This window comes from Bradyrhizobium sp. 23, from assembly GCF_023073295.1.
GTDB lineage: Bacteria > Pseudomonadota > Alphaproteobacteria > Rhizobiales > Xanthobacteraceae > Bradyrhizobium > Bradyrhizobium canariense_D.
Window position 1 is genome coordinate 93054 of sequence record NZ_JADPJF010000109.1, and the last position, 22109, is coordinate 115162.

The window sequence follows — 22109 nt, forward strand, 5'->3', positions numbered from 1 at the left end:
CGCTCTGTCGTTGTCAGGGCATTCCTTCCACCACCAAATTCTTGTTGCAAAAGAACGCCTCGCCGATTCGCGCCCCGATGCTCCTCAATAATGTGAAAAATGCACGCTGCGCTTAGGAGAGGCCCTGGCGGCACCCGCTGAGCTGTGCGTCATGAACGGAACGCTGCCATTGTAGTTCAGCGCTCGCTTGCGGGCAGCAGACCGATCAGCGCTTTAGCCTCCGACTTCAGAACTAGAATCGCAGCCTTCCGAGCATCTGCATCAAACCGACTCCGAATGGCGGAGACCGAGAGAGCGCCGCGCAATTGGCCATGAACGTCGATCACAGGCACAGCTGCGGCCGCGACCTCACGATCCCGCTCGCCGATCGAGACGTAGAAGCCACGATCTCTGACCTTCTTTCCATCAGTTGATGCAGAATCGCGGTAGGCGGTAAGAACACGGCCGGCAGCGCCGCGGTCAATCGGCAGTCGGTGACCCTCTTCGAGGTGATGCCGGACCGAACGCGGAGAATTGACGCGATAAAGGCAGATGCGCTCGTCGCCCTCCGCGATGTAGAAGGATGCGGTCTCTCCGGTAGCCTCGACCAGACGATGGAGCGAGGGTCTGATCAGGTCACCAAGGTCGAGCCCGCGCTGATAGAGCGCCCCAAGGCGCCATAGCTCCGGTCCGGGTCGAAATAGCCGGTTCGTACCCCGCACCAGGAAGCCATCCGCCTCCAGAGATGCGGCAAGGCGAAGGACTGTGCTCTTGTAGAGGTCAGTCGCATTCGCAATCTCCGTCAGCGTCATAGCGGCGCGCTCCGGGTCGAATGCCTTAAGGATTGCCAGTGCCCGCCCGACCGCATCAACCCCTGTTCTTACCATCGCTACCTCTGGTTCTGCTCTGCAGAACCAATAGTCAAAATGACGCCAGGAGTCCACCCAAGTTAGCGCGAGCACAATCCTGCACGCCAGAATACAATTGACTCCTCGTGAGAACGCGAGCTACTCGGTTCCAGGTTTCAGAACAAGTTCTATGGAGCGAAACAATGGGGCGGCCGGGACTTGCCGTGGACTTGCACGACGTCATGATTCGCTTCGGCGACTTCACGGCAGTCAAAAGCATGAACCTCCAGGTGGCCGAGACGGAATTCGTTGCAGTGGTGGGGCCGACCGGCTGCGGAAAATCGACCATTCTCAACACTGTCACCGGACTGCTGAAGCCCGCCGCCGGCGACGTTCGCATTTTCGGCAAGTCTCTTACGGGCCTGAACGGTCAGTCCGGCTACATGCTTCAACAGGAAGGGCTGCTGCCCTGGAAGACCGCCCAGGACAATGTCGGCCTCGGGCTCGTCTTTCAGGGCAGGTCGGTCGCGAAAGCGCGCGAGCAGGCACGGCCCTGGCTCGCCAAGGTCGGATTGAAGGGATTCGAGGAGCGCTATCTGCATCAATTGTCCGGCGGCCAACGCAAGCGCGTTGCGATGGCACAAACCCTCATCATGGAGCCCAAAATCGTTCTCATGGATGAGCCGTTCTCCGCGCTGGACGTTCACACACGCCGACTCATGCACCGCATCCTGCTCGACCTCTGGCAGGCGGACCGGCGCTCGCTCATCTTCATCACCCATGATCTCGATGAGGCGATCACGCTGGCGGACCGCGTCGTTGTGATGTCTGCCGGTCCCGCCAGCCGCATGGTTGCCGACGTCAGGATCACGCTCCCTCGTCCGCGCGATGTTTCTGCGCTGCAGACCACCGACGAATTCGTCGCGCTCTATCGTGAAATTTGGTCGCTGCTCGGCGCCGAAGTGGAGAAAAGCTATGTCACGCAGGGGTAGGGTCGCTCTCACGCAGTTCGCCATCCTGCTTGGCATGATCCTGATCTGGGAATTGGGCGTCTGGGCCGGACTGATCGATCCCTTCTTCTTTCCGGCACCGTCGACACTTGTCGTAAGGATCGGGGAGTGGATGTCGACGGCGGACTTTTGGGGCGATATTGGCATAACATTGCTGGAGACGGTCCTGTCGTTCCTGGCTGGCATCGGGATCGGCACAGCGCTTGGGATCTGGCTGGGCTTAAGCCCATTTGCTGCCGAAGTCGTTCAGCCCTTTATCAAGATGTTCAACGCCATCCCGCGGATCTTGCTTGGACCCATTTTCGTCATCTGGTTCGGATTGGGCCTCACCTCCAAGGTTGCGCTCGGCGTCACGCTGGTTCTATTCGTCGCATTCTTCAATACATTCCAGGGCGTCCGCGAGGTCAATCCGGTCGTGCTGGCGAATGCCCGCCTGCTGCGTGCATCGAAGTCGTCCCTGCTACGGCACGTCTACCTGCCGTCCGCCACGACCTGGATTTTGTCGAGCCTGCGGGTGTCCGTCGGCATGGCTGTGATGGGAGCCGTGGTCGCGGAATATCTCGGCTCGTCCGCAGGATTGGGGCACTTAATTGCGCAGGCCGAAGGCGTCCTCGATGCGACCGGAGTGTTCGCAGGAATTATCGTTCTCTCCGCCTTCGTCGTTGCCCTCGATGCCATCGTCGACTGCGCGGAAAAGCGGCTCCTGGTCTGGCGGCCGGCGCCTGCGCACGAAAGCTGATCGTACGCTCTCCCATCAATTATGGAGGTTCGCATGCACGTTTCCATAAGATTGATGCCGGTGGTGGCGCTGGCCGCATTCTCGGTCATTTTGGCGCATGCCACCGCGCCCGAGAAAACAAAATTGAAGATCGCGGTGGGGTCAAAAATCCTCAACTATATGCCTGTCGAACTTGGAGTGAAGCTTGGCTCCTTTAAGGAAGAAGGCCTTGACGTTACCGTCGAGAACTTCCAGGCCGGTGGCTCAAAGGCTCTGCAGGCCCTGATCGGCGGCTCTGTCGACGGGACTATCGGCTTTTACGATCATACCATTCAGATGCAGGTGCTGGGTAAGCAAATTTCCTGCGTGTTCCTGTTGAATGACATTCCCGGCGTCCTGCTCGGTGTCCGCAGCGACCTCGCCGACAAGGTCAGAACCGGCGCCGACCTGAAGGGGCTCAGGCTCGGGATCACGGCGCCGGGGTCATCGACGGAGAGTATGGCGCGCTACTACATCAAGAAGTCAGGATTGGGTTCACGCGATGTCAACATCATTGCCGTCGGCAGCGGCGCACCGGGCATGGTGGCGCTTGAGGCCATGAACGTCGATGCCCTGGTCTATTTCGATCCCATCGCGACGCTTCTCGCGCGCAAAAAGAACGCGACAGCGCTGTTCGATGCGCGCACGATCGAAGGCTCAAAGCAGGCCTTCGGCGGGTCCTATCCGACCGCGTGTCTCTACCTTCAGCAGACTTTCATCGACAAAAATCCCGAAACGGTCCAGCGCCTGGTCAACGCCTTGCTCAAAACTCACCGTTGGATCAACGCAACGCCGACGGAGCAGCTCGTCGATACGATTCCTCCTGGTTACAAGACTGACAATCGCGAGGTGAATATCGAAATCATGAACGCATCGAAAGCGCTCTTCTCGCCAACCGGACAGATGGACATCGAGGCGGCCAAGGTCCCGCTGGCCGTCCTGAGCGACTTTGATCCAAAAATTGCTGCCGCAAAGATCGACTTGAACAAAACCTTCACCAATCGTTTTGCGGAACGCGCCGCACAACAACTGAAATAGCTGCCAGCCGGCAAGCTCTCACCATCGGATCACCTAAAGGAAGGCGTCTTCAGATGTCTCTGCCGCTCACCGGCATCCGCGTCCTGGACCTGTCGAACGTGTTGGCCGGTCCGTTCTGCGGTTATCATCTCGCGCGTCTTGGCGCGGAGGTCATCAAAGTCGAAAATCCGAACGGCGGCGACCTCGCGCGGCGCCTCGGCGCCGATCCGCAAAGGGCAGAGCGCTTGCAGGGCCTCTCTTTTGTCGCGGTGAACGCCGGCAAGCAATCCGTGGCGCTGGACTTGAAGTCGGAATCGGGCCGCGAGGTATTCTTGCGACTCGTCAAGGAAGCCGATGTGGTGCTCGAAAGCTTCCGGCCGAAGGTGATGGAACGGCTTAGCCTAGGCTTTAATGTGCTCAGCAGGCACAACCCGCGTCTCGTCTACTGCGCGATCTCCGGCTTTGGGCAGAGCGGGCCATGGTCCGCCCGTCCGGCCTATGACCAGATCGTTCAGGGTCTGTCTGGTGCCATGAGCGTCACTGGCGATACGGCCTCGGCTCCCCTGCGCACCGGCTTTCCAATCTCGGACACGATTGCGGGACTCACTGCTGCCTTTGCCATCGCCGCGGCTCTGGTCGAACAGCGGCATAGCGGCCGCGGTCGGTTCATTGACGTGTCCCTGCTCGAAGCCACCGTTGCAGCGATGGGATGGGTCGTCTCCAACCACCTGAACGCTGGTGTGGAACCGCAGCCCATCGGCAACGAGAACTTCACCGCGGCTCCCTCCGGCACGTTCCGCACCGCAACAGGCCCGCTGAACATTTCCGCCAACGAGCAGAAGCAGTACCAAGCCCTATGCGACCTGATTGGCCGACCGAACCTGAAGACGGATCCACGCTTTGCTGAGCGCGAGATGCGCAAGGTCCATCGCGCAGCGCTGAACACGGAGTTGAACCAGGCGTTGAGTTGCAAGCCCGCTGAAGAATGGGAGGCCCAAATGAATCTGGCTGGAGTCCCCGCAGGCTGCGTGCTGACGGTCTCCCAAATCTTGCAGCAGCCACAGCTCCTCGAGCGCGGATTCGTCGAGACTTTGGCCCCAGAACAAGATGGTGCGCAGCCGTTACGAATCATGCGGCCGGGCTTCCGGCTGGATGAGGAGTTTTCGGTGCCTTCGCCACCTGCGACGCTCGGCGCAGACACCGAGCGATGGCTGCAGCGGCTCGGCTATTCGTATGCGGAGGTCGAGCAGCTGGTCTCAACCCGGGCCGTCGGGACGCCAAAGCAACGGGCGGCTGATTTCCTGCCCGTCCGCGTAGCCGCGGACGGACCAATATCATGATATTCGACGGCTTGCGCCGATCGGCAATGGCAGGGTTGAAGGGGCGGAACCACAAATGAGCGAAGAAGAATTGCGGCAGCAAGCGGCCCGTTGGTGGCGAACCTCCATCTGCGACATCGCGCCCGGTCGCATCGCCTATCGGGGTTATCCAATCGAAGATTTGATCGGCCGGATTTCCTTTCCCGCCATGATCTGGCTGATGTTGAGCGGCGATCTGCCGACGCCAGCGCAGGAGCGGCTGCTGCAAGCTGCGCTGGTCGCGTCCGTTGACCACGGTCCGCACGCGCCCTCCATCGCAATTGCGCAGATGGCGGTGAGCTGTGGGCTGCCCCTGAATGGTGCGATGGCGTCCGCCATCAATACACTCGATGAGGTGCACGGCGGAGCAGGGGAGCAGGCGGTCGAACTCTACGAAGATGTGCTGCGGAGGCGCGATGGCCTAGAGATCGGCGAGGCCGCGGCCGCCGCAATTGACCATTTCACTGCAAGGTGCGGCAAATATCTGCCCGGCTTCGGCCACCGGTTTCATTCGGTCGACCCCCGCGCCGCACCGCTATTGGCGCTGGTGGATGACGCAAGTGCTGAGGGCAGTGTCAGCGGCGACTATGCCAAGGCCGCCCGCGCGATCGAGCGGGTGATGCAGCAGCGCAAGGGCAAACTCATCCCAATGAACATTGATGGCGCGACCGCGGTCATTTACGGCGAGCTCGGATTCGCGCCACCGCTGGCGCGCGGCGTCTTCTGCCTGTCGCGAGCGGTCGGAATCCTGGCCCACGCCTGGGAACAGACCAGGCGCAAGGATCGTAACAAGGGACCGATGCCCAAGCAGTTTGGCTACAAATATGAGGGACAGCCGCGCCGCACGCTGGGAGGCCCGTCATGATGTATCTCGACAAGCCGCCTCAGCTGGCTGAGACCCGCGTGTTCTCGTCGATGCCGCGGAATTTCGTCGCCGTGGTGTTTCCTCGAAATGGGCCGGATGCCAACCGCGGAGGCCATCGGTGGATTGTTTCATCGAGGGGCCGTCGTTCGACAAGTCCGGGGATCTCTACGTCGTCGATATCCCCTTCGGCCGCATTTTCCAGATTTCGCGCGACGGGATCTGGTCTCTGATAATCGAATATGACGGCTGGCCGATTGGTCTGAAGATCGCACCTGATGGCCGGGGGCTGGTGGCCGACTACATGAACGGCCTCATGGAGCTCGATCCGCAGCGGGATACTATCAGCCCGCTTCTGGGGCAACCGCAATTGCGAGTCCTTCAGAGGCTGCAACGACCTGCATACCGCGACTAACGGCGACATCTATTTCACCGATCAGGGGCGAACTGGAGTGCACGATCCGACCGGCTGGGTGTCCGACTGTGTCCTGCCGGCCTGCTCGATTGCCTGATTTCGAACTGGCCAAGCCCGAGCGGGCTGGTGCTCAGCGCCGACGAGGCCTTGTTGTTCGTTGCAATGACGCGCGACAACAGCAGCTGGCGCGTGCCGCTGATGCGTGACGGCGGGGCTGCGAAGGTGGGACGGTTCAGCTTGTCCTTCGGGACCAGCGGTCCTGACGGGCTGACGATGGATCAAAACGGGCGGCTCTTTGTCGCGCTCGCCTCCCTCGGCCACGTCTTCGTCATGGCGCCGAACGGCGAAACGATCGCCCGCATCAAGTCCTGCGCTGGGGCGACCTGCACGAACCTCGTATTGGAGGCGGCAAACGGCACATTGCTCATTACGGAATCCTCTACCGAATCAGTGTTGATGGCTGATTTCGTCACCTTCCTTGAACATTCGCCAGCAGGAGCGACAGCGTGGTACCGAATCCCTTTACGCGACGGTCCACCGAATCAAGTTGCAGGAAGAAGCCCCATAGATGATTGGCTTGCCAGTTGCCGAGGCATTGGACTTGGCGACGAATGGATCGCATTTGTGTGCGGTGATCCCAAACTGGCGGCATTGTGTGGGAAGCACGAAAGAACGACTCGGCTATCGTTTGTAAGGCTGGGTCGGGCTTCGCCCGCAACGGGCCGCCGCCGACCTGGCTCCGCGCCTTCTAGCCGGGCAGGTTTCCGCTCGCGGTCCACGAGCCTTGAGAAGACCATCGTATCGCTCCGCACCATGAAGAACGATTTGATGGTTGATACCCGCCAAAAAAGTCGAAGAGGTAACCCGCTCGCAGTGGGAGTAAGCACCGCATCAGCGCCGAGGTTCTCGATTGTCCTCGGCCGCGACGCACGCGTTGGAGCGTTCGTTTTGAGAAGCAACAAGCAGCAGGATTTTCTGCCTTGAAAGTCTTTAGTGACAGGACCAGGAGCGCTTTTAAGTGTGGAGCAGAGGTCGCAGTACTGTCATAGCCTCTTGCGCGCGCGCAATCCTCCAACCCGATATCCCCTCTCCTCGTAGAAACGGCGTACCCGTTCTAAGGCCGGATAGCCATCAGGGGGCAACGCAACCTCAATCATCTGCCAGCCTCGGCGCTTCGCCTCCGAACGTACCGCCTCGAGCAGATGCCCACCGCGGTCAGAGCTTCGGAAGTCCCGAGAAATCCATAGCTCCTGAAGCACGCCGTACGCTCCAGCTGCTCTCACGGCCAGTACGGCGGAGATGGCAGCGATCCCTACAATCTGCCCGGTGGCTTGTTCCTCGATGACAAAAATAAAGCCCTCTTCGGGATCCTGAATCAGGCGCAAAGCAGTCTGCTTTGCGCCTTCAAGGCTGAACTCTGGTCCGGGACCACCTAATTCAGAAAGTAGCTTTCCGACGGCTTCTACGATCGCGTTCTCATCTCCTGGCACGCCTTTGCGCAAAGCCGTGCCCCCGTGGGGCAAGCCTTGCGCTTCAGCGCCAACACGAACACCCGTCACGTTAGTCCCTCCAGTCCCTCTTGAGGATATCCATGTTCAGAAGGATACAGAGAACGCAACTGAGAGAAACTATCAAGCTCGATAGGGAATAGGACGTCCGCACTCGCTATAACCAACAGAGGTGAGGTAAGTGCAAGCTGTTGCCGTTCTCAGAATCGACCGCGGCTTGACCCGCTGCGAACTCAGTTGGATCTCCTTCGACTAGATAGGGAATCCACGAGACGGCACATTCGCGCGTGGGCAGGCCGGCCATGGCGATCAAACATTTCGTAGGAGAGATTGCTGATCATCACTCACGAGAGTCGATTCAGTACATCTTGCAGCATGATCATTGCCGTGGCATAGGGCGCATCAGCTCGGCGCGTCCGAAGGTGAGATTCCCCACACTCGTGTGCGTCACTCGTACAAAGTTGCGCGAGCCGGGACAGGTATCATACGCGTGCGCCCGACAAAATCGTCTGAACAACATCGCGAAAAGATTTTGCACGCTAATGCACTATCTTAAGCTTACCTCGAAGAATCGAAAGATAATGGCAAGCACTGCTTGTTTGGACCTTCGCTCCTCGTTTAAGGGACCTTCACGGAAGGGGAGTGGTTGCGATGGAGCATGGGCAGGCCGAACTGGTCGGAGGGAAACCTGTAATCTTCGGCCAGCGTAAGGTGCGGCCGCGAGCGTGCGTGGCCGTGGGCAAGCGGCATCTGCGCGCCTTTCTACGCGATGTGCTAGAGGATATGGGGTTTGTGATCAGCGAATGCGGGACTGCTGACGAGCTGCCGCGCGTACTCTGCACGGACTTCCCTGATCTGATCCTGCTCGGCATTGGCTCGGATCGCATCGAGCCTGGACGATTGCTCGAGATACTCGTACGCGAAGAATTTGCAGGCAGAGTGCTGGCGTTCGGCGCCCGCGAGTCGATCGTCATGACGGCAGTGCAGCAGGTCGGGGGCGAATATGGACTTGATATGCTGCCGCCGCTGAGGACGCCGTTTGCAGCCGAGACGCTGCGCGATCGGGTCGCCATGCTCTTGCCCAGAGAGCCGGCGCCCCGTCCCGCAGTCCATGTCGGAGAAGCCTTACACGCTGGCTGGCTTGAGCTCTGGTATGAGCCGAACTTTGACCCGTGTACCCTCAGCCGCCGCGGCGCCGAGGCGCTTGTGCGAATGCGGCATCCGACCTGGGGCGTTGTTCCACCAGCGTATTTCATCCCGGAGGCTCACGATCCGCATTTTAGGGACTTGTCGCAGTTCGTGATCGACCGCGCGATCAAGGATTGGAAGTATCTTCTGGAGCAGCAAACTTCGACCGATCTCTCCATCAATCTCCCGGCAGCATTCCTGATTGACCCGCAGGCGGTACGCGATCTCTGTCAGCGCATGCCGTCGCACCCCGCTTTCGGCGGCTTGACGATCGAAATCGAGAGCGAGGAAGCGATCCAGAACCTAGATCTCCTGATCGAGGTCGCGCGTGAGGTTCGCTTTCACAACATTGGCCTTGCAATCGACAATATCGGCGCCAATTGGCCGCAGCTGATGGGGCTCGAAAAATTCCCGTTCATGAAATTAAAAGTGGACCGGCAGTACGTCGCCGGTTGCGGAAATGGGCCCCTGAAGCGAACGGTGTGCCGCCATATCGTCGATCTAGCCAAAGAGTACAGTGTGCGCACCGTCGCCGCAGGCGTGGAGAGCCACGCCGACCTGATCGCTGTGACCGAACTCGGCTTCGACCTTGCGCAGGGCCATCTGTTCGGAAAGGCCATGCCGCTGAAGCAATTTGCACACTCATCTTTCAGCCCTGTTCCACTTCGTCCAAAATAGTTGTATGAGGAGTGACTGAGCACAGCCAGGCAAAGCGTACCAGCGCTGGCCCGCGCGGCATGCCTACTCGGCACCAGGCATGCGGCTGACTGCAATTTAATCGGTCACTTTGCAAACCCAGTATCGCTCCTCCCGGCCGAACTTCATTTCCCTCCGAAGCGATGCCGAAGGTTATTGTAGCACAAAGCCCTTTTGGCAAGGCTCCAGCGAGTCAATCCGCGGAGTTAACGTTGCAGGCGTGAGCGCGGCTTGGACAAAATCTCCGGTCAGGGCGTGTGACCGGAGGTTTGCCGACATCCGGCGTAGACGTGCGTCGGCTCGCGGCTTTTACTCGCGCTGCCGGTTTCGGGAATCGTCGAGCGTCGCTTGGCCCCGCGCTGCCATGCCAGACAAACCGACGGAAACTCGCTGCAGTCGAGTCGCGACTGGCTATCGGAGTAGGGGCCCGAGGGCTCGCACGGCTTGATATTGAAGCGGCCCATGCTGTCGCAGATGCAACATGGTCTCAGACCCCGCACAGCACCATTGGGCAAATTGCCCATCATTGAGCGCGCCTGTCCTTGGCACGGCATTTGAAAGGGATCGCCAATGGCATCGCTCGCCTAAGGAGTCGGAAGGCATGGCTTACAAGATCGTCGCTTCGCAATGTACCGTTTGTGGGGCATGTGAGTTCGAGTGTCCCAACGCGGCGATCAGCCTCAAGCGCGACATTTACGTTATCGATGCAAAAAAGTGTACGGAGTGCGAGGGCCATTCCGACACGCCGCAATGCGCTGTGGTCTGTCCGGTGCCTGACACCTGTGTCCCGTCTAAGACAACATAACCAGCCCGCGTCCAGAAGGCTTCACCGCTCGATTTCGCGAACGAAGGACTAGATGTCGAGCTTGTGGAGGCCGCCGTCCGCGTGCGGCGTATCGAGGTCGATCAACATCGTTATGAGCTTAAGGCGCTGATCGACTCCGAGAAACGCTCGAAGGGCTCGGTCAGAGGAGACCGTCAAATTTGTTTCGAATAATGACAAGGCCGCCTCGATGCTCCAGGTCGTCGCGTTGAGGCTTATCGTCGTTGGCTGACGAGCCGAGGCGAGGTGGACGGGCGTCGAATATCCCAAGATCAGCTTGCAGGATATCTAAAGCTAGGTCACTTCGAAGCCGAAGAGACGGTCTCCACGCGCGACGAGATCGGTCCGGAGATCCTGAAGACGTACGAGAAGCTCGGCATCCGCTTGCCCACGGTCACCATGCACGAGTGCATGGAGCTAGGGTCGTAACAGGATCCCCGCCGCCCGCGCTCTCGCTGCTTACTCCAGTTTCGCAAGTTAGCGCGCATCCTGACGTCCGGAACTGTTCCTGCGATGCCGCGCAGGCCAACGTCCAGGCTGCACTACTCGCCAGCGGCGACGGAAACAACGAATGCGCGGCCAAAGTCGCTCAGCACGTAAATGCTTGGCACACCGAAGGAGATCATCTTGACCAACGCCACGGAGCGATCGAGCTCACGGCTCGTCGCGGGGTCCGCCGAACACAGGCAGTCCGGGCAGTCCGGCCTGATCATCCGTTTGATCCTGGAGCAACCCGGCCTTGACAATTCCTAAGAAGCCTCATGGCGCTGTGATCAAGCGGATGCCGGCCGAGGATGATCGCAAACGTCCTCGCGGGCGAGTTCGAGAAGCTGCTGACGGAAAAGACCGGATTGTCGCGATCACGCAGATGTCGAAGCGCCCACCGCGTTCGTTCTGCTCGCGTTGGCTCATCCGAGTACGCCAAGCGGGTGTTGACGGACGCATTCACAAGCGGAGGCTCCACAGATCTAGGCGTTTTTACCAGGCCGGGAGTAAGACCGTTGTGCCCTAGCTGGTACAGCTCGCAATCGCTTGGGCAATATCGCGGCGACACTTAGTAGGTTGACGGATCGATCCTCGTGCGCCTAATGCCAGTCGTCGTGGTCTTCGGATTCGTTTGATCCGGAGCTAAGAGGGAAGCCGGTGCAATGCCGGCGCTGCCCCCGCAACTGTAAGCGGCGAGCCGCTGTCCAACGAAGTCACTGAAGCCATGCGGCTTCGGGAAGGCCGGACAGCAGCGACGACCCGCGAGCCAGGAGACCTGCCTCGACAATATATCGTCCACGGGCGGGGTGTCCCGGTGTGCGCCAAGCAGCTGTCGCTCACGCGATATTCGCTGCATGCGTCCGCCATGGCCTTTGCCCCAATCATGGGGTCTGAGCTATGTCTTTTCTTTCGCTTCCCGTTGCCACACTGGGGACGTCACGCATCGGCCCACGACGCGAACTCAAAGTCGCGCTCGAGAGCTACTGGGCGGGAAACTCCAGCGAAGCCGAGCTCCTCGAGGCGGGGAGTGGACTTCGTGCCGCTAATTGGGCACGGCAGAAATCCCGCGGTGCGACCGTCATTCCTTCGAATGACTTCTCGTTTTACGACCATGTGCTCGATACCAGCCTAATGGTCGGCGCCATTCCCGACGTCTATGGCTGGACCGAAGGTCCTGTGTCGCTCAAGACCTACTTCACCATGGCGCGTGGCGCTCAGGACAGTGGTCACGCTCAGCACGGGCCTGGCGTAGCCGCACAGGAAATGACGAAGTGGTTCGATACCAACTACCACTACATGGTGCCGGAATTTCACCGGGATCAGATCTTTAAGTATTCCTCTCGAAAGCCGATCGAGGAATATGAGGAGGCAAAAAGCCTCGGCTACCAAACGCGCCCCGTCCTAGTTGGCCCAGTCACTTTCCTGAAGCTCGGCAAAAGCGCAAATCCCGCATTCAATCCGCTGTCGCTGCTCGATCGGCTCCTCCCAGTCTATGTCGATGTTCTCCGCGAACTATCCTCGCGCGGTGCTGAATGGGTTCAGCTGGACGAGCCATGCCTGGTGATGGACGTCGACGAAGCATCGCGGGCGGCTGTCCGCCGGGCCTATGCTCATTTCGCAAAGGTTGTGCCGGCCCTTAAAATAATGCTGGCCACATATTTCGGGGCTATCGGCGACAATCTTGAAACAACCTTGGCCTTGCCCGTTGCCGGGCTTCATGTGGATCTGGTTCGGGCACCTGACCAGTTGGACGCAATTGTCGCCACAACCCGTAGAGATCTCGTGGTCTCACTAGGCGTCGTTGATGGTCGGAACGTGTGGCGCTCCAATCTTCCGGCGCTGCTCGACCAACTTGCTCCTATGGTCCAAAAATTGGGCAGGCACCGTGTTCAGATTGCTCCTTCCTGCTCGCTGCTTCATGTTCCGATCGACATTGAGCTAGAGACCGATCTCGATCCCAATCTGAAGACATGGCTGGCGTTCTCAGTTCAGAAGATCAAGGAACTTTCGATATTGGGCAAAGCGCTGGCCGGCCATGCTGCCGAGGTGGCCGATGAACTTGCGCTTTCGGAGGGGGCAGCCGTCACCCGCGAAACATCGCCCGAGATCCACAATGCGAATGTCGCCGGACGAATCGCCGCGATCGACGATAGCATGCTTCGCCGTCGCAGTGCGTTCACCCAGCGTGCCGACGTCCAGCGCGTCGCGTTCGCATTGCCGATGTTTCCAACGACAACCATCGGATCCTTCCCGCAAACGGCCGATGTCCGGAATGCGCGCGCGGCTCATGCGCGGGGAACGTTGAATGACACGCAGTACGAGCAGCTTCTGAAAGCGGAGACAGCCCGTACCGTGAAGTGGCAGGAAGATATCGGCCTGGACGTGCTCGTACACGGTGAGTTCGAGCGCAATGACATGGTTCAATACTTTGCCGAGCAGCTGTTGGGCTTCGCTTTCACCAAGCATGGCTGGGTTCAGTCTTATGGCTCGCGGTACGTTCGTCCGCCTATCCTGTTCGGAGATGTCTCCCGGCCGAAGCCCATGACCGTCGAATGGTGGCGCTATGCGCAGTCTCTGACCAAAAAACCCGTCAAGGCTATGCTGACCGGACCGGTGACGATCCTGAACTGGTCGTTTGTCCGTGACGACATCTCGCGGCGCGAGACATGCCGACAGATCGCTCTCGCGATCCGAGATGAGGTCATCGACCTTGAGGCGGCTGGAGCGACCATGATCCAGATCGACGAGGCTGCGTTGCGGGAGGGATTGCCGCTACGCAAATCGCAGTGGAAGAACTATCTCGATTGGGCGGTGGACAGCTTCCGCCTTTGCTCCTCCCCGGTCGCCGACGGAACTCAGATCCATACTCACATGTGTTATTCCGAGTTCAACGAAATCATCGATGCGATCGCAGCAATGGATGCCGACGTCATTTCAATCGAGACGTCGCGTTCTAAGATGGAATTGCTCGAGGCTTTCAAGAGCTACAAATATCCCAATGAGATCGGGCCCGGCGTCTATGACATTCATTCACCGCGCATTCCCGCAGCGGCGGAAATCAAGCAGCTTATTGTGTTGGCGCGGCAGCGAGTTTCCGATCGGCAGCTCTGGATCAATCCCGACTGCGGACTGAAAACGCGAAGGTGGGAGGAGGTGCGTCCCGCGCTCGTCAATATGGTGGCCGCCGCACGCGAGTTGCGGGCCGAGCCATGATGGGCCGGAGCGTTTCGCCAACGCGTTTGTGAACAAGATGCACGCGCTTTGGGGGCTTACAATGCCCTTGGGAGCTTTCAAAGTTCCCAGCGCCGCGGAATGCGGGCGGGCGTCGGGCGGAGGCGGTCGCATACAGCCGGCGACAAGCTCGATTCTCGACCCGACGACCGACAGCATGCCGGCGAGGTCCGATCAGGTCCTATTGCGACGTCATTAACGCTCGACGCGAAGCACAGCCCTACTTTTTCATTTATCCATCGCGTGGATGCGTCTCATCACAACAATCTATTTTACGGTCCTTACGGAACGTCATACGAAATTCACGCCCTGGCACGCCCTTCGGGAGAGGTAATCGAGCGTTGTTGGTTTTTGGGGACGTGCCAAATGCTGCTGCGCGTCGGCAAACTGCCGCTTGTGTTTCAGGGCACGGCAGCCAAACCGGTTGCGCGTAGGATCTCAGCTCGATCAAGGCACTGCCGCCGTCCCAACCGGACAGCGGGCGAGTGGTGGACAAGTCGTGAAGTTTCCGACAGGAGCGGAAGGCAAACGGCTCCAGATTTCGCGCGGAGTGATATCCGTTTCTCCTTGTTTCGACGGCGAATGCCCTCGCCGAAAATCGATCGCCGGTAAGTCCTCCCTACCGACGAAAGCTGGTGCGATGCGTAAAGCAGCGTCATTCCTGCGTGATTTTCGCCCGGCCTCCGGAGGCCGGGCTGTTTTTTGGTGCGCCAGGTATGGCGCGGACCGCCGTGACTGGCGCGATTCGACCGGAGTGCTGTCCGGTCGATGACTTGGAGGTCAGAGTCCTTTCCTGGGCACCATACAGTTCTGGATATCAAACAAAATCCAGATAGATAAGCCCAATCAGAGTGTTGCGTTGGCCCCGACTGTGTAACAATGGGAGGTAACATTGCTGTTCAGGGTTGTTCGGCCGATGCGCCGGGACGGGTCTCGCTTTCCTCTTTTTGTGCAGCGCATTCCGGCTGATGTCCGGCGCAAAGCGGTCGGTTTCGAACTGGCGATTCCGCTTGGGGATGGCTTCGTTTTCGTGACGCCCAGCGAGGGCGCTCAGGCCATCGTTCGCTTCAAGGACTATCGCGTGCAAAGCGGCGTGAGCCCGAAGACCGTGAAGGATAGCGACCTCGCGGGCATGAAGACCGTGTTTGGATGGGCGGTGGTCAATCGTCGGCTGCCCAGCAATCCGGCCGAAGGGATAACCATCAAGGTCGGCAAGTCGCGCAAGCTCCGGTCCAAGGGGTTCTATGATTCGGAGGCCATCGCGATCCTGAAGCACGCCCGTGAGTTCGTGCCCGGCCGGGAAGCCTCGAAGCTGGGGGCGGCCAAGCGGTGGGTGCCGTGGCTATGCGCCTTCACGGGTGCTCGCGGGGGTGAAATGATCCAGATTCGCAAAGAGGACATCCGGCGCGAAGGCAAGCTCTTGGTGCTGCATGTAACGCCCGAAGCAGGCCCGGTGAAGACGGACGAGGCGCGTGATGTCGTGCTCCATCGGCAAATCATCGATGAAGGCTTTTTCGAATTCTTTGAGAAATCCGAGGGTGGCTATCTGTTCATCGATCCAAAAGCTAGCGAGCTGGGCGTGCGCAATGCGGTGAAGACGGCGCGTAACAAGGTCAATGCGTTCGTGCGAGAGGTGGTAAAGGATAAGAACGTTGATCCAAGCCACGGCTGGCGGCATCGCTTCAAGACCGTCGGAATTGATCATGGCGTCGAAACGCGCGTGCTTGACGCCATTCAGGGGCATGCGCCGCGCAATGTCTCGGAGGGCTACGGAGACGTGACCGTCAAGGCGAAGGCGAACGCTATGGCGAAGTTTCCTTTCATCGAGGTGATATAGGCATGCGCTCAGAGCTCGACCGCGATATAAGCTGAGGCCTCCCAAGCGGCATAATTGCAGATTCTCACCGGAATTTGACGCCGCAGCAAGGGCATCTACTGGCAATCAAGACATGCGGTACTTCACCTTGAAATAATCGGTTTGCGTTGCGCCCGGCAAATAGTTCTTGGTCTTGCACAACCAATCTTCGTTTCCGGCTGAAAGAACATGTTCGGCATGCCCGAATGGCTGAAACAATGATAGGCATCGGTTCCAATCGGTCGTCATGGCCTTCGCTGAGACATGCCACATCTGATGTAACCTAAGACATCTAGCGATAATGTCGGAACGGGCTCTTGCAGCGGCGTTTGTGTCCAGGCATTCGATGGCGTATCCGACGATAGCGTAATCGAGTATCGAGGCGCGTATGTGTAAGAGATGGGTATCAGTCTCGGATCTCGCAAAATCCCACGCCGACCAGCGGTCATATGCCAGCCGCCACATAGCCTGGCGTTGGTCTCGAGCTGCTTGATCTCGAAATGTGCGCAGGCAGGTGGCTGCAATGTCTCTGCCTTGATCATCGAATGACACATCGTACAAGTTAAGGGCCGCGATGTAAGCCTCCATTGCCTGCACGGGCGCGTTCGCGAGAGTTCTGCCGAGTGCTTGTTGAAGGCGAGGATAACGCACCGGATAGCGGTTGAAGACCCGAGCGAAGTCCTCAGTCTCTGCGATGGAAACGAACTCGTCTACACCAAGGTTGTGCTTTCGCTATCCGCAGGGCTCGCGATCTCTATCTGTTTCACGCTGAGGGTCGAGTTCAGCTGCGGGGTGATGCCGTGACAGACTCTCTATAGGGGTCATCGGTGGACCGCATGAAACGGCGCATCCAGCGTCAAGCCAAAAGGCACGCAGCGGCGACCGTCGTTTCAGTGTGCCAGTCGAAACAAGATCAAGTCACATTTACGGGTCCGAATTGGTGCCTACAGTTTTGCAGTACAAGGAATAATTGTTCAGCAAGTCATCCGCCGATATTTTTGTCCCGCCTACCTCATTTTGATCAACGTGCTCAGATTGGCCGAGACTGACCACCTTGTGAACGTAATCGAAACAGGCCTGCTCAACCCGAATTCGGTCACTATTGGTTGCATTCCCAATGCAAGCAAGCCTCGACCAAATGCTAGCAATTCTCGCATTCTGCTTTCTTGAAGTATCCGCGATAAGCCACTTTCCATCGGGCGATGCAACGACCTTAGCCTTGGGCGCGAGATAAGCGGCTGCACGCAAGGCAGAGATCAACATCGGCACATAATGATCATTGATCTCGGTCTGATCCGGCCGCGCATTGCCAAAGAAGCAGATAGGATAAAGCCTTGTCTTCGCGCTCGCGGTGTTTGAAGCGCTAAGCAGGTAAATGAGGAAAATAGCAATCCGCAGCATTCTAGCTACGGCAGTGTACGAGAGGGGATAGCGGCCCGCCTCTTCTGATACTCTAGATATGTGATTTTGCCGGCCTTCATGTCGGCGACTGCTCCCGACAAGTCTGGGATGTCAGAAGCGGCAAGCGCGTTAGATGCAGGAATCTGGAGGAAGGGTTCCACACGTGCGCCGAGAACCCGGATTACATCCTCACCGTCCGCGAATGTAATTGTCGTCCCATTCGCATCCGACGTGAAGTTCGAGCTCGTTCTGGACGACCCACCTCCGCCTCCAAAGGAAAACCCGAAGAATGAGCCGCCGCCATGACCGCTGAATGACTGTGTAGACCAATCACTTGAACTTGCATTATTCTTAAGCTCTAAAGAGAGAGTTGTCCCGCGGGCGATGAACAGAGACACCGCTACATATTTCAAGTATTGCAGTTGGGTTAGTGTCTTTACTAATTCGAAAGTGCTCTTGTCTTGCAGGACACCGGGATTGAACCACTGACCGCGGTCGATATATATTTCGTCGACGTTCTTGAAGGACAGCTTCAGAGCCTTGGATGACTCGACGTCTTTCCGATATGAAGAGCTACCCGAGCCGCCCCCGCCTACGCTCCATCCAAAGAAGCTTGCACCGCCTGAACCAGACCAACTGGAAGATCCCGAGCTAATCGCCGCAGATTGGGTTGTAGAGTCGAAGCTGCGCCCTCCCGTTCCAGTTAGAAATTTCTTCAGATCCGCTATAGGCAGGATTAGCGGCGACCGATCGAACAAAGCGGCGGGGGTTTGATGCGGATCGGCAAGCGTTAAATCGGTTAATCTCTGACCGGCTTCGAGTTGATCTAATTCCGTCTGTGCATAGCGGGGACGCGCTATATCGAATGACGAGTCGAGAGCGTCGACATTGTCGAGCAGCGCGACCTGGGACGCTGTGTATTTCGACCTTCGGACTGTTCTTATTTGCGAGTTTAGCCGGTCGATAGCAGTGGAATAAGTGGCCATCTGATCATTATAACGGACGTCTTCCAACCATTTAAGATAGTTCAGGGTGTACTCGCGTGTCCCGGGCTGCAGCCCCCTTGATCGCGATAAATCCGCCCACTGTTCATTGAATTGTTTGTCCTTCTCCTGAAAAGCTTTTTGAGCATCAGTCAATCTGCCTTGCAGATCTGTAACGACCTGAGCAATTTCAGGGTGGTCCTGGTCCACCTGGGATGCTGCGATCCCAACGGTGTCGCGGTAAATTGTCGAGAAGCGCCCAGACTGGTTCATTGCTCCCGGTGCAATGAGAGAGGTCGTAGGACTCGAGAAAGTTTGGTCGGCATACAGCCTAAACAATTCTTGATTGTAGTAGGGCGTCTTTGGATCTGCATCAAGCGGAGTGATCGTATTATTCATCACCAACAGCGGGTCTTTGATGTTCGGTGATGAGACCAAGCTCCCAAGAAAGTTGTAGTACTTCTGTTGAAAGTCTGCGAGTGCGGCCGGCAACTCATCGGCGTGCGCATGTGACCACGGCAATCCCGATACGGCTGCTGCTGCAGCGCTGGTGAGAACGAATTCTCTGCGATTAAGTTGTGGCATGGCACATCTCCAACGAAATTTACAATGTGTACTTTCGGGCAGTAAAAATGGTCCGCATGCTGCGCAATTAAACGGAGTAATGGTGTTGATTGCCGTACTATCAATACTTAGCGGCTCCCGACCCGACTTGGGTGGGACACAACTATAAAGATACACCGTTTAATGGTTGTGGCAAGTCCTGACGCACGTGCTCTTTCATTCTAATAGCGGGCTCTTTGCCCCGCTAGGCAGCCATACGAAGGGACAGCTAACGCGATCTAAAAACGCTAATGAGGCGGCAGCTTGCCGGCGCGTTTCTCGGGCGGCTTGGGATCCTGCTTGAAAATCTCGGCCTAGCGAGATTAGGATAGGTCTTTTGGCGAAACGCACATGATTTTGTCGTCTCTGAGCGGGCGACAGGGCGTGCATAGCGCACAGCACGTAGGCTCAAAGCAGACAACATTGTTTCACGAGGAATGCAGCGATGTTCTATAGAATGGGCGTCTCGATAATTGTCGTTTCTTTGGTAGCTAGCGCTACATTAGCCCAAGATGCGCGGCCGCAAGGAGCTAATACCGAGCTGTTCAAGCAATTGAACGAAGGCGACCTCACTCCCGAGCAGAGCCGTGACCTTCAGAAGATCCGTAACCTGAAGACTACCGTCGACGCGAAGGTGATCTCGTTGGACGTTGAAGCATTGCGGTCTGCATCGACGGTTACGGTTCGCCTTGACAGCTCTCGCGCAACCGACATTGGCTTGGGCGGCTTACAGACAGCGTCTTCGGGATCTAGTGACAAATACATCGCAGGTCCCAACGGTGAGCTTAGCAAGAGTAGTGCATTAGGTACTACTACGGCTGCATCACAGGACTTTGCGCGGGTTGGCTCCATTTCGCCAAGCAGCGACAATCCCACTCCCCGCAAGTCAATTTTCCATGTCGAAGGCAACCGCGTTTTTGGAAGCATCTTTGCCAGCGACGCTGTATACGATATACGGCCTATTGCGGGCGGATCAGCGCACGTACTGATAAAAGTAGACCAAACTAAATTCCCTCCTGAGCACCCGCCAGCGTCTCGGCCTGACAACCGTGGTGACCTGCCGCCAGATGCAGGGGTGGTTCAAAATAGCCAACTTCGGAAGCCTAACGACAGCAAGGTCTACGACATAAGGGTACTGGTTGGCTACACACCAGCTGTGAAAGCGGCTGTCGACTCACCAGCGGGTTTGATTGGCCTTGCGATTGACGCCACCAATTCATCTTACCAGGCTTCCAAAATTCGTGCGAAGGCAGTTTTGGCTGGCACGGTCGAGGTCAACTTGGTGGAGAGCGGGAATTTTTCCAAAGATCTCGCTGCGCTAAGAACCATGCAGTCGCTTCGGGAGGCGAGGCATTCAGCGAATGCAAACGTCGTCGTGGTGCTTGTAAATGAAAGCCAAGCCTGTGGTTTAGCTTCGCAGATCTACGCCAACCCCGCCAATGCCTACGCGGTCGTTTACTACGACTGTGCAGTGACCAACCTCTCTTTCCCGCACGAGATCGGTCACCTTCAAGGCGCCAGGCACAACCCTGAGGAGGACAGCGCGGGCGTTCCGTTTGCGTATGGACACGGCTTCCTTAAACCTACACAGCATGTTCGAGATATTATGGCGTATGACTGCGCCGAAGGTTGCGTGCGGCAGCCGCAATGGTCTGCCCCGCCTGATTTCGGAACCCCAGACCGGAGCAATGCCGCCAAGGTAATCGATGAAACGGCGCCGTACGTAGCCAGCTTGCATTGAAGGCGGGAGATTAGCCTCTTGAAGTGTACGATTTCGCGCCCGCATCGACTCTAGCGCGGCCGGTTGCGATCGGGAAGGCCACCCTCAGTCGATCGGCTGAAGCTGTCGATTGATCTATCTGTTTACATTTGATGGTGTGCGTTTTTGCAGCCGAGCGCTTGAGTGAGCAGTTCTGATTTAGCTCCTGGATCAGGCTTCTCGCTGATGATCCCGGAAAAAAAATCGGCAGGGCTCCCAAATGTGAGGGGTGACCCTCGTGGCGGCGAATTCCTGTTCCCCCCTTACCGCCACGACCTAGTGGCGGCTGCTCGCTGGCTTCCCCCGTGCCCTCAATCAATCGCTGAACGCTTCATCGAATTTGATCTAAACGGGGCAGTTCGCGACCCGGTCGCTACTGAACACGGAGTCCACCGTTCGTTGACCAGATTTGCGCTGGCGAGGGCGTCAGATGGCCACTTCGCTCCGGCTGACCGCCGCCTCCGCTTTGCGCTCGAATGCAGACTCCGTCCAGCTCGCTCGGCATGAACGTTGCGGGCCAAGGCAGAAATCGATTGTGCCCCCTAAGAGCAAGGGATTGTGGGCAACGATCAGGTGTTTTCGAAACGCGACCGATGGAAGGCGATGCGCCACGCAGGCTGCCCGCCATCTGCCAATGTAATTCGAAAACGTTCCGGGACCTCCGGAACTCGTTCAGCTAACGGAATTTCGGTAAGTGTTACTCCGCCTGGCATCCTCCGAAGCAGACAATGTGATGAGAACTCCTCAACGAAGCAGCAAAGCCGATCAAAAGTGAAGTCCGCAAACTCCGATACGGGCTTCCCTGCCACGGTCGGCTCGTTCGCCTCGACCGCTCCGTTTGTCACCGTATAGTCCGTTCGAGGAAGAACCCATGTGCCGTGCTCGAGATCAATCCGGCTCTTCAACATCGGCTCTGACCAAACCCGCGTCTGCTGCAGATACGACGCGAGATCAGGGTCCGTGGCCTGAAGAGCGGCGATACCTCGTTCGAAAGAGTCTTTCTGCTGGAAGAGATAACCAATTTTCACGCCGAGTTCTTGGGCAATATTCTGCATACCCGTCTTCAAGCAACGAGTTGCGGCGTTCAAGAATGTCTCAATCTCCGACCGCAAATGCTTGTCGATGTTCTCCTGAACATGGATGTTGCCGCCAGCATCAATCTTGGCGACTTCACCGGAGACGATCTTTTCCTGATGACCATTCCAAAGCACAGCAAGCTTTTGAGCGGATTCGCGGGTAGCCGATCAAGAATCGCTCGCCAGGCCAGACATCGCGAACTAAACCGCTAGCGATGGTGTCCGAGACGGAACTTGGCACAAGGGATTGAATC

The 22109-nt window shown here is 57.9% G+C and carries 16 protein-coding genes, 1 pseudogene and 1 riboswitch; of the genes and pseudogenes, 11 read left to right on the forward strand and 6 right to left on the reverse strand.

Annotation, left to right across the window (positions count from 1 at the left end):
- Window positions 1–176: 176 nt before the first annotated feature.
- The gene (locus tag IVB32_RS28075; RefSeq protein WP_247411994.1) at window positions 177–923 is read right to left on the reverse strand and encodes an IclR family transcriptional regulator; all 747 of its coding nucleotides are present in this window, start codon (window positions 921–923) and stop codon (window positions 177–179) included.
- A 107-nt stretch (window positions 924–1030) separates the two neighbouring features.
- Here IVB32_RS28075 and IVB32_RS28080 point away from each other — a divergent pair, with 107 nt between their 5' ends.
- From IVB32_RS28080 to IVB32_RS28105, 6 genes and pseudogenes are all read left to right on the forward strand, one after another.
- A complete protein-coding gene (locus IVB32_RS28080; RefSeq protein ID WP_247299133.1) occupies window positions 1031–1819 on the forward strand; it encodes an ABC transporter ATP-binding protein in 789 nt (262 codons plus the stop codon).
- Window positions 1803–2576, forward strand: coding sequence for an ABC transporter permease (locus tag IVB32_RS28085; RefSeq protein WP_247299131.1), 774 nt, complete (start codon window positions 1803–1805; stop codon window positions 2574–2576). Before IVB32_RS28080 ends, IVB32_RS28085 begins: the two co-directional genes overlap by 17 nt.
- Window positions 2577–2609: 33 nt before the next feature.
- Window positions 2610–3632 (forward strand): ABC transporter substrate-binding protein, encoded by a 1023-nt coding sequence (locus IVB32_RS28090; RefSeq protein WP_247411997.1) that lies wholly within the window; start codon window positions 2610–2612, stop codon window positions 3630–3632.
- Window positions 3633–3685: 53 nt separating this feature from the next.
- Window positions 3686–4951: a CoA transferase gene (locus tag IVB32_RS28095; RefSeq protein ID WP_018454575.1), complete on the forward strand. Its 1266-nt coding sequence runs from the start codon at window positions 3686–3688 to the stop codon at window positions 4949–4951.
- A gap of 55 nt (window positions 4952–5006) precedes the next feature.
- Window positions 5007–5834, forward strand: coding sequence for a citryl-CoA lyase (locus tag IVB32_RS28100; RefSeq protein WP_247411999.1), 828 nt, complete (start codon window positions 5007–5009; stop codon window positions 5832–5834).
- Window positions 5831–6711, forward strand: a pseudogene (locus IVB32_RS28105) (SMP-30/gluconolactonase/LRE family protein); the annotation flags it as partial. The gene IVB32_RS28100 and the pseudogene IVB32_RS28105, both read left to right, overlap by 4 nt.
- 578 nt (window positions 6712–7289) lie before the next feature.
- On the opposite strand, the gene IVB32_RS28110 reads toward IVB32_RS28105, so the two are convergent.
- Window positions 7290–7805 (reverse strand): GNAT family N-acetyltransferase, encoded by a 516-nt coding sequence (locus IVB32_RS28110; RefSeq protein WP_247367138.1) that lies wholly within the window; start codon window positions 7803–7805, stop codon window positions 7290–7292.
- Between the two features lie 600 nt (window positions 7806–8405).
- Between IVB32_RS28110 and IVB32_RS28115 the strand changes: the two genes are divergently transcribed.
- Window positions 8406–9620 (forward strand): EAL domain-containing response regulator, encoded by a 1215-nt coding sequence (locus tag IVB32_RS28115; RefSeq protein WP_247391032.1) that lies wholly within the window; start codon window positions 8406–8408, stop codon window positions 9618–9620.
- A 619-nt stretch (window positions 9621–10239) separates the two neighbouring features.
- Window positions 10240–10443, forward strand: a complete 204-nt coding sequence (locus IVB32_RS28120) for a 4Fe-4S binding protein (protein ID WP_083926370.1) — start codon at window positions 10240–10242, stop codon at window positions 10441–10443.
- 560 nt (window positions 10444–11003) lie between these two features.
- On the opposite strand, the gene IVB32_RS28125 is transcribed toward IVB32_RS28120, so the two are convergent.
- Window positions 11004–11174 carry a hypothetical protein gene (locus IVB32_RS28125; protein WP_247412002.1) on the reverse strand — a complete coding sequence of 57 codons (171 nt, stop codon included), beginning with the start codon at window positions 11172–11174 and terminating at the stop codon, window positions 11004–11006.
- Between the two features lie 371 nt (window positions 11175–11545).
- A riboswitch (cobalamin riboswitch) is annotated at window positions 11546–11745 on the forward strand.
- A 99-nt stretch (window positions 11746–11844) separates the two neighbouring features.
- Between IVB32_RS28125 and metE the strand changes: the two genes are divergently transcribed.
- On the forward strand, window positions 11845–14160 hold the full coding sequence (gene metE / locus IVB32_RS28130) for a 5-methyltetrahydropteroyltriglutamate--homocysteine S-methyltransferase (protein WP_247412004.1): 2316 nt from the start codon (window positions 11845–11847) through the stop codon (window positions 14158–14160).
- A gap of 910 nt (window positions 14161–15070) precedes the next feature.
- Window positions 15071–16015, forward strand: coding sequence for a tyrosine-type recombinase/integrase (locus IVB32_RS28135; RefSeq protein WP_247412006.1), 945 nt, complete (start codon window positions 15071–15073; stop codon window positions 16013–16015).
- Between the two features lie 942 nt (window positions 16016–16957).
- Here the strand turns inward: IVB32_RS28135 and IVB32_RS28140 are convergent.
- Complete coding sequence (locus IVB32_RS28140) at window positions 16958–17434, reverse strand: hypothetical protein (protein WP_247412008.1); 477 nt, start codon at window positions 17432–17434, stop codon at window positions 16958–16960.
- A 5-nt stretch (window positions 17435–17439) separates the two neighbouring features.
- Window positions 17440–19002 (reverse strand): hypothetical protein, encoded by a 1563-nt coding sequence (locus tag IVB32_RS28145; RefSeq protein ID WP_247412009.1) that lies wholly within the window; start codon window positions 19000–19002, stop codon window positions 17440–17442.
- Between the two features lie 463 nt (window positions 19003–19465).
- Here IVB32_RS28145 and IVB32_RS28150 point away from each other — a divergent pair, with 463 nt between their 5' ends.
- Window positions 19466–20761, forward strand: a complete 1296-nt coding sequence (locus tag IVB32_RS28150; protein ID WP_247412010.1) for a zinc-dependent metalloprotease family protein — start codon at window positions 19466–19468, stop codon at window positions 20759–20761.
- A gap of 587 nt (window positions 20762–21348) precedes the next feature.
- Here the strand turns inward: IVB32_RS28150 and IVB32_RS28155 are convergent.
- On the reverse strand, window positions 21349–21990 hold the full coding sequence (locus IVB32_RS28155) for a hypothetical protein (protein ID WP_247412012.1): 642 nt from the start codon (window positions 21988–21990) through the stop codon (window positions 21349–21351).
- Window positions 21991–22109: the final 119 nt, after the last annotated feature.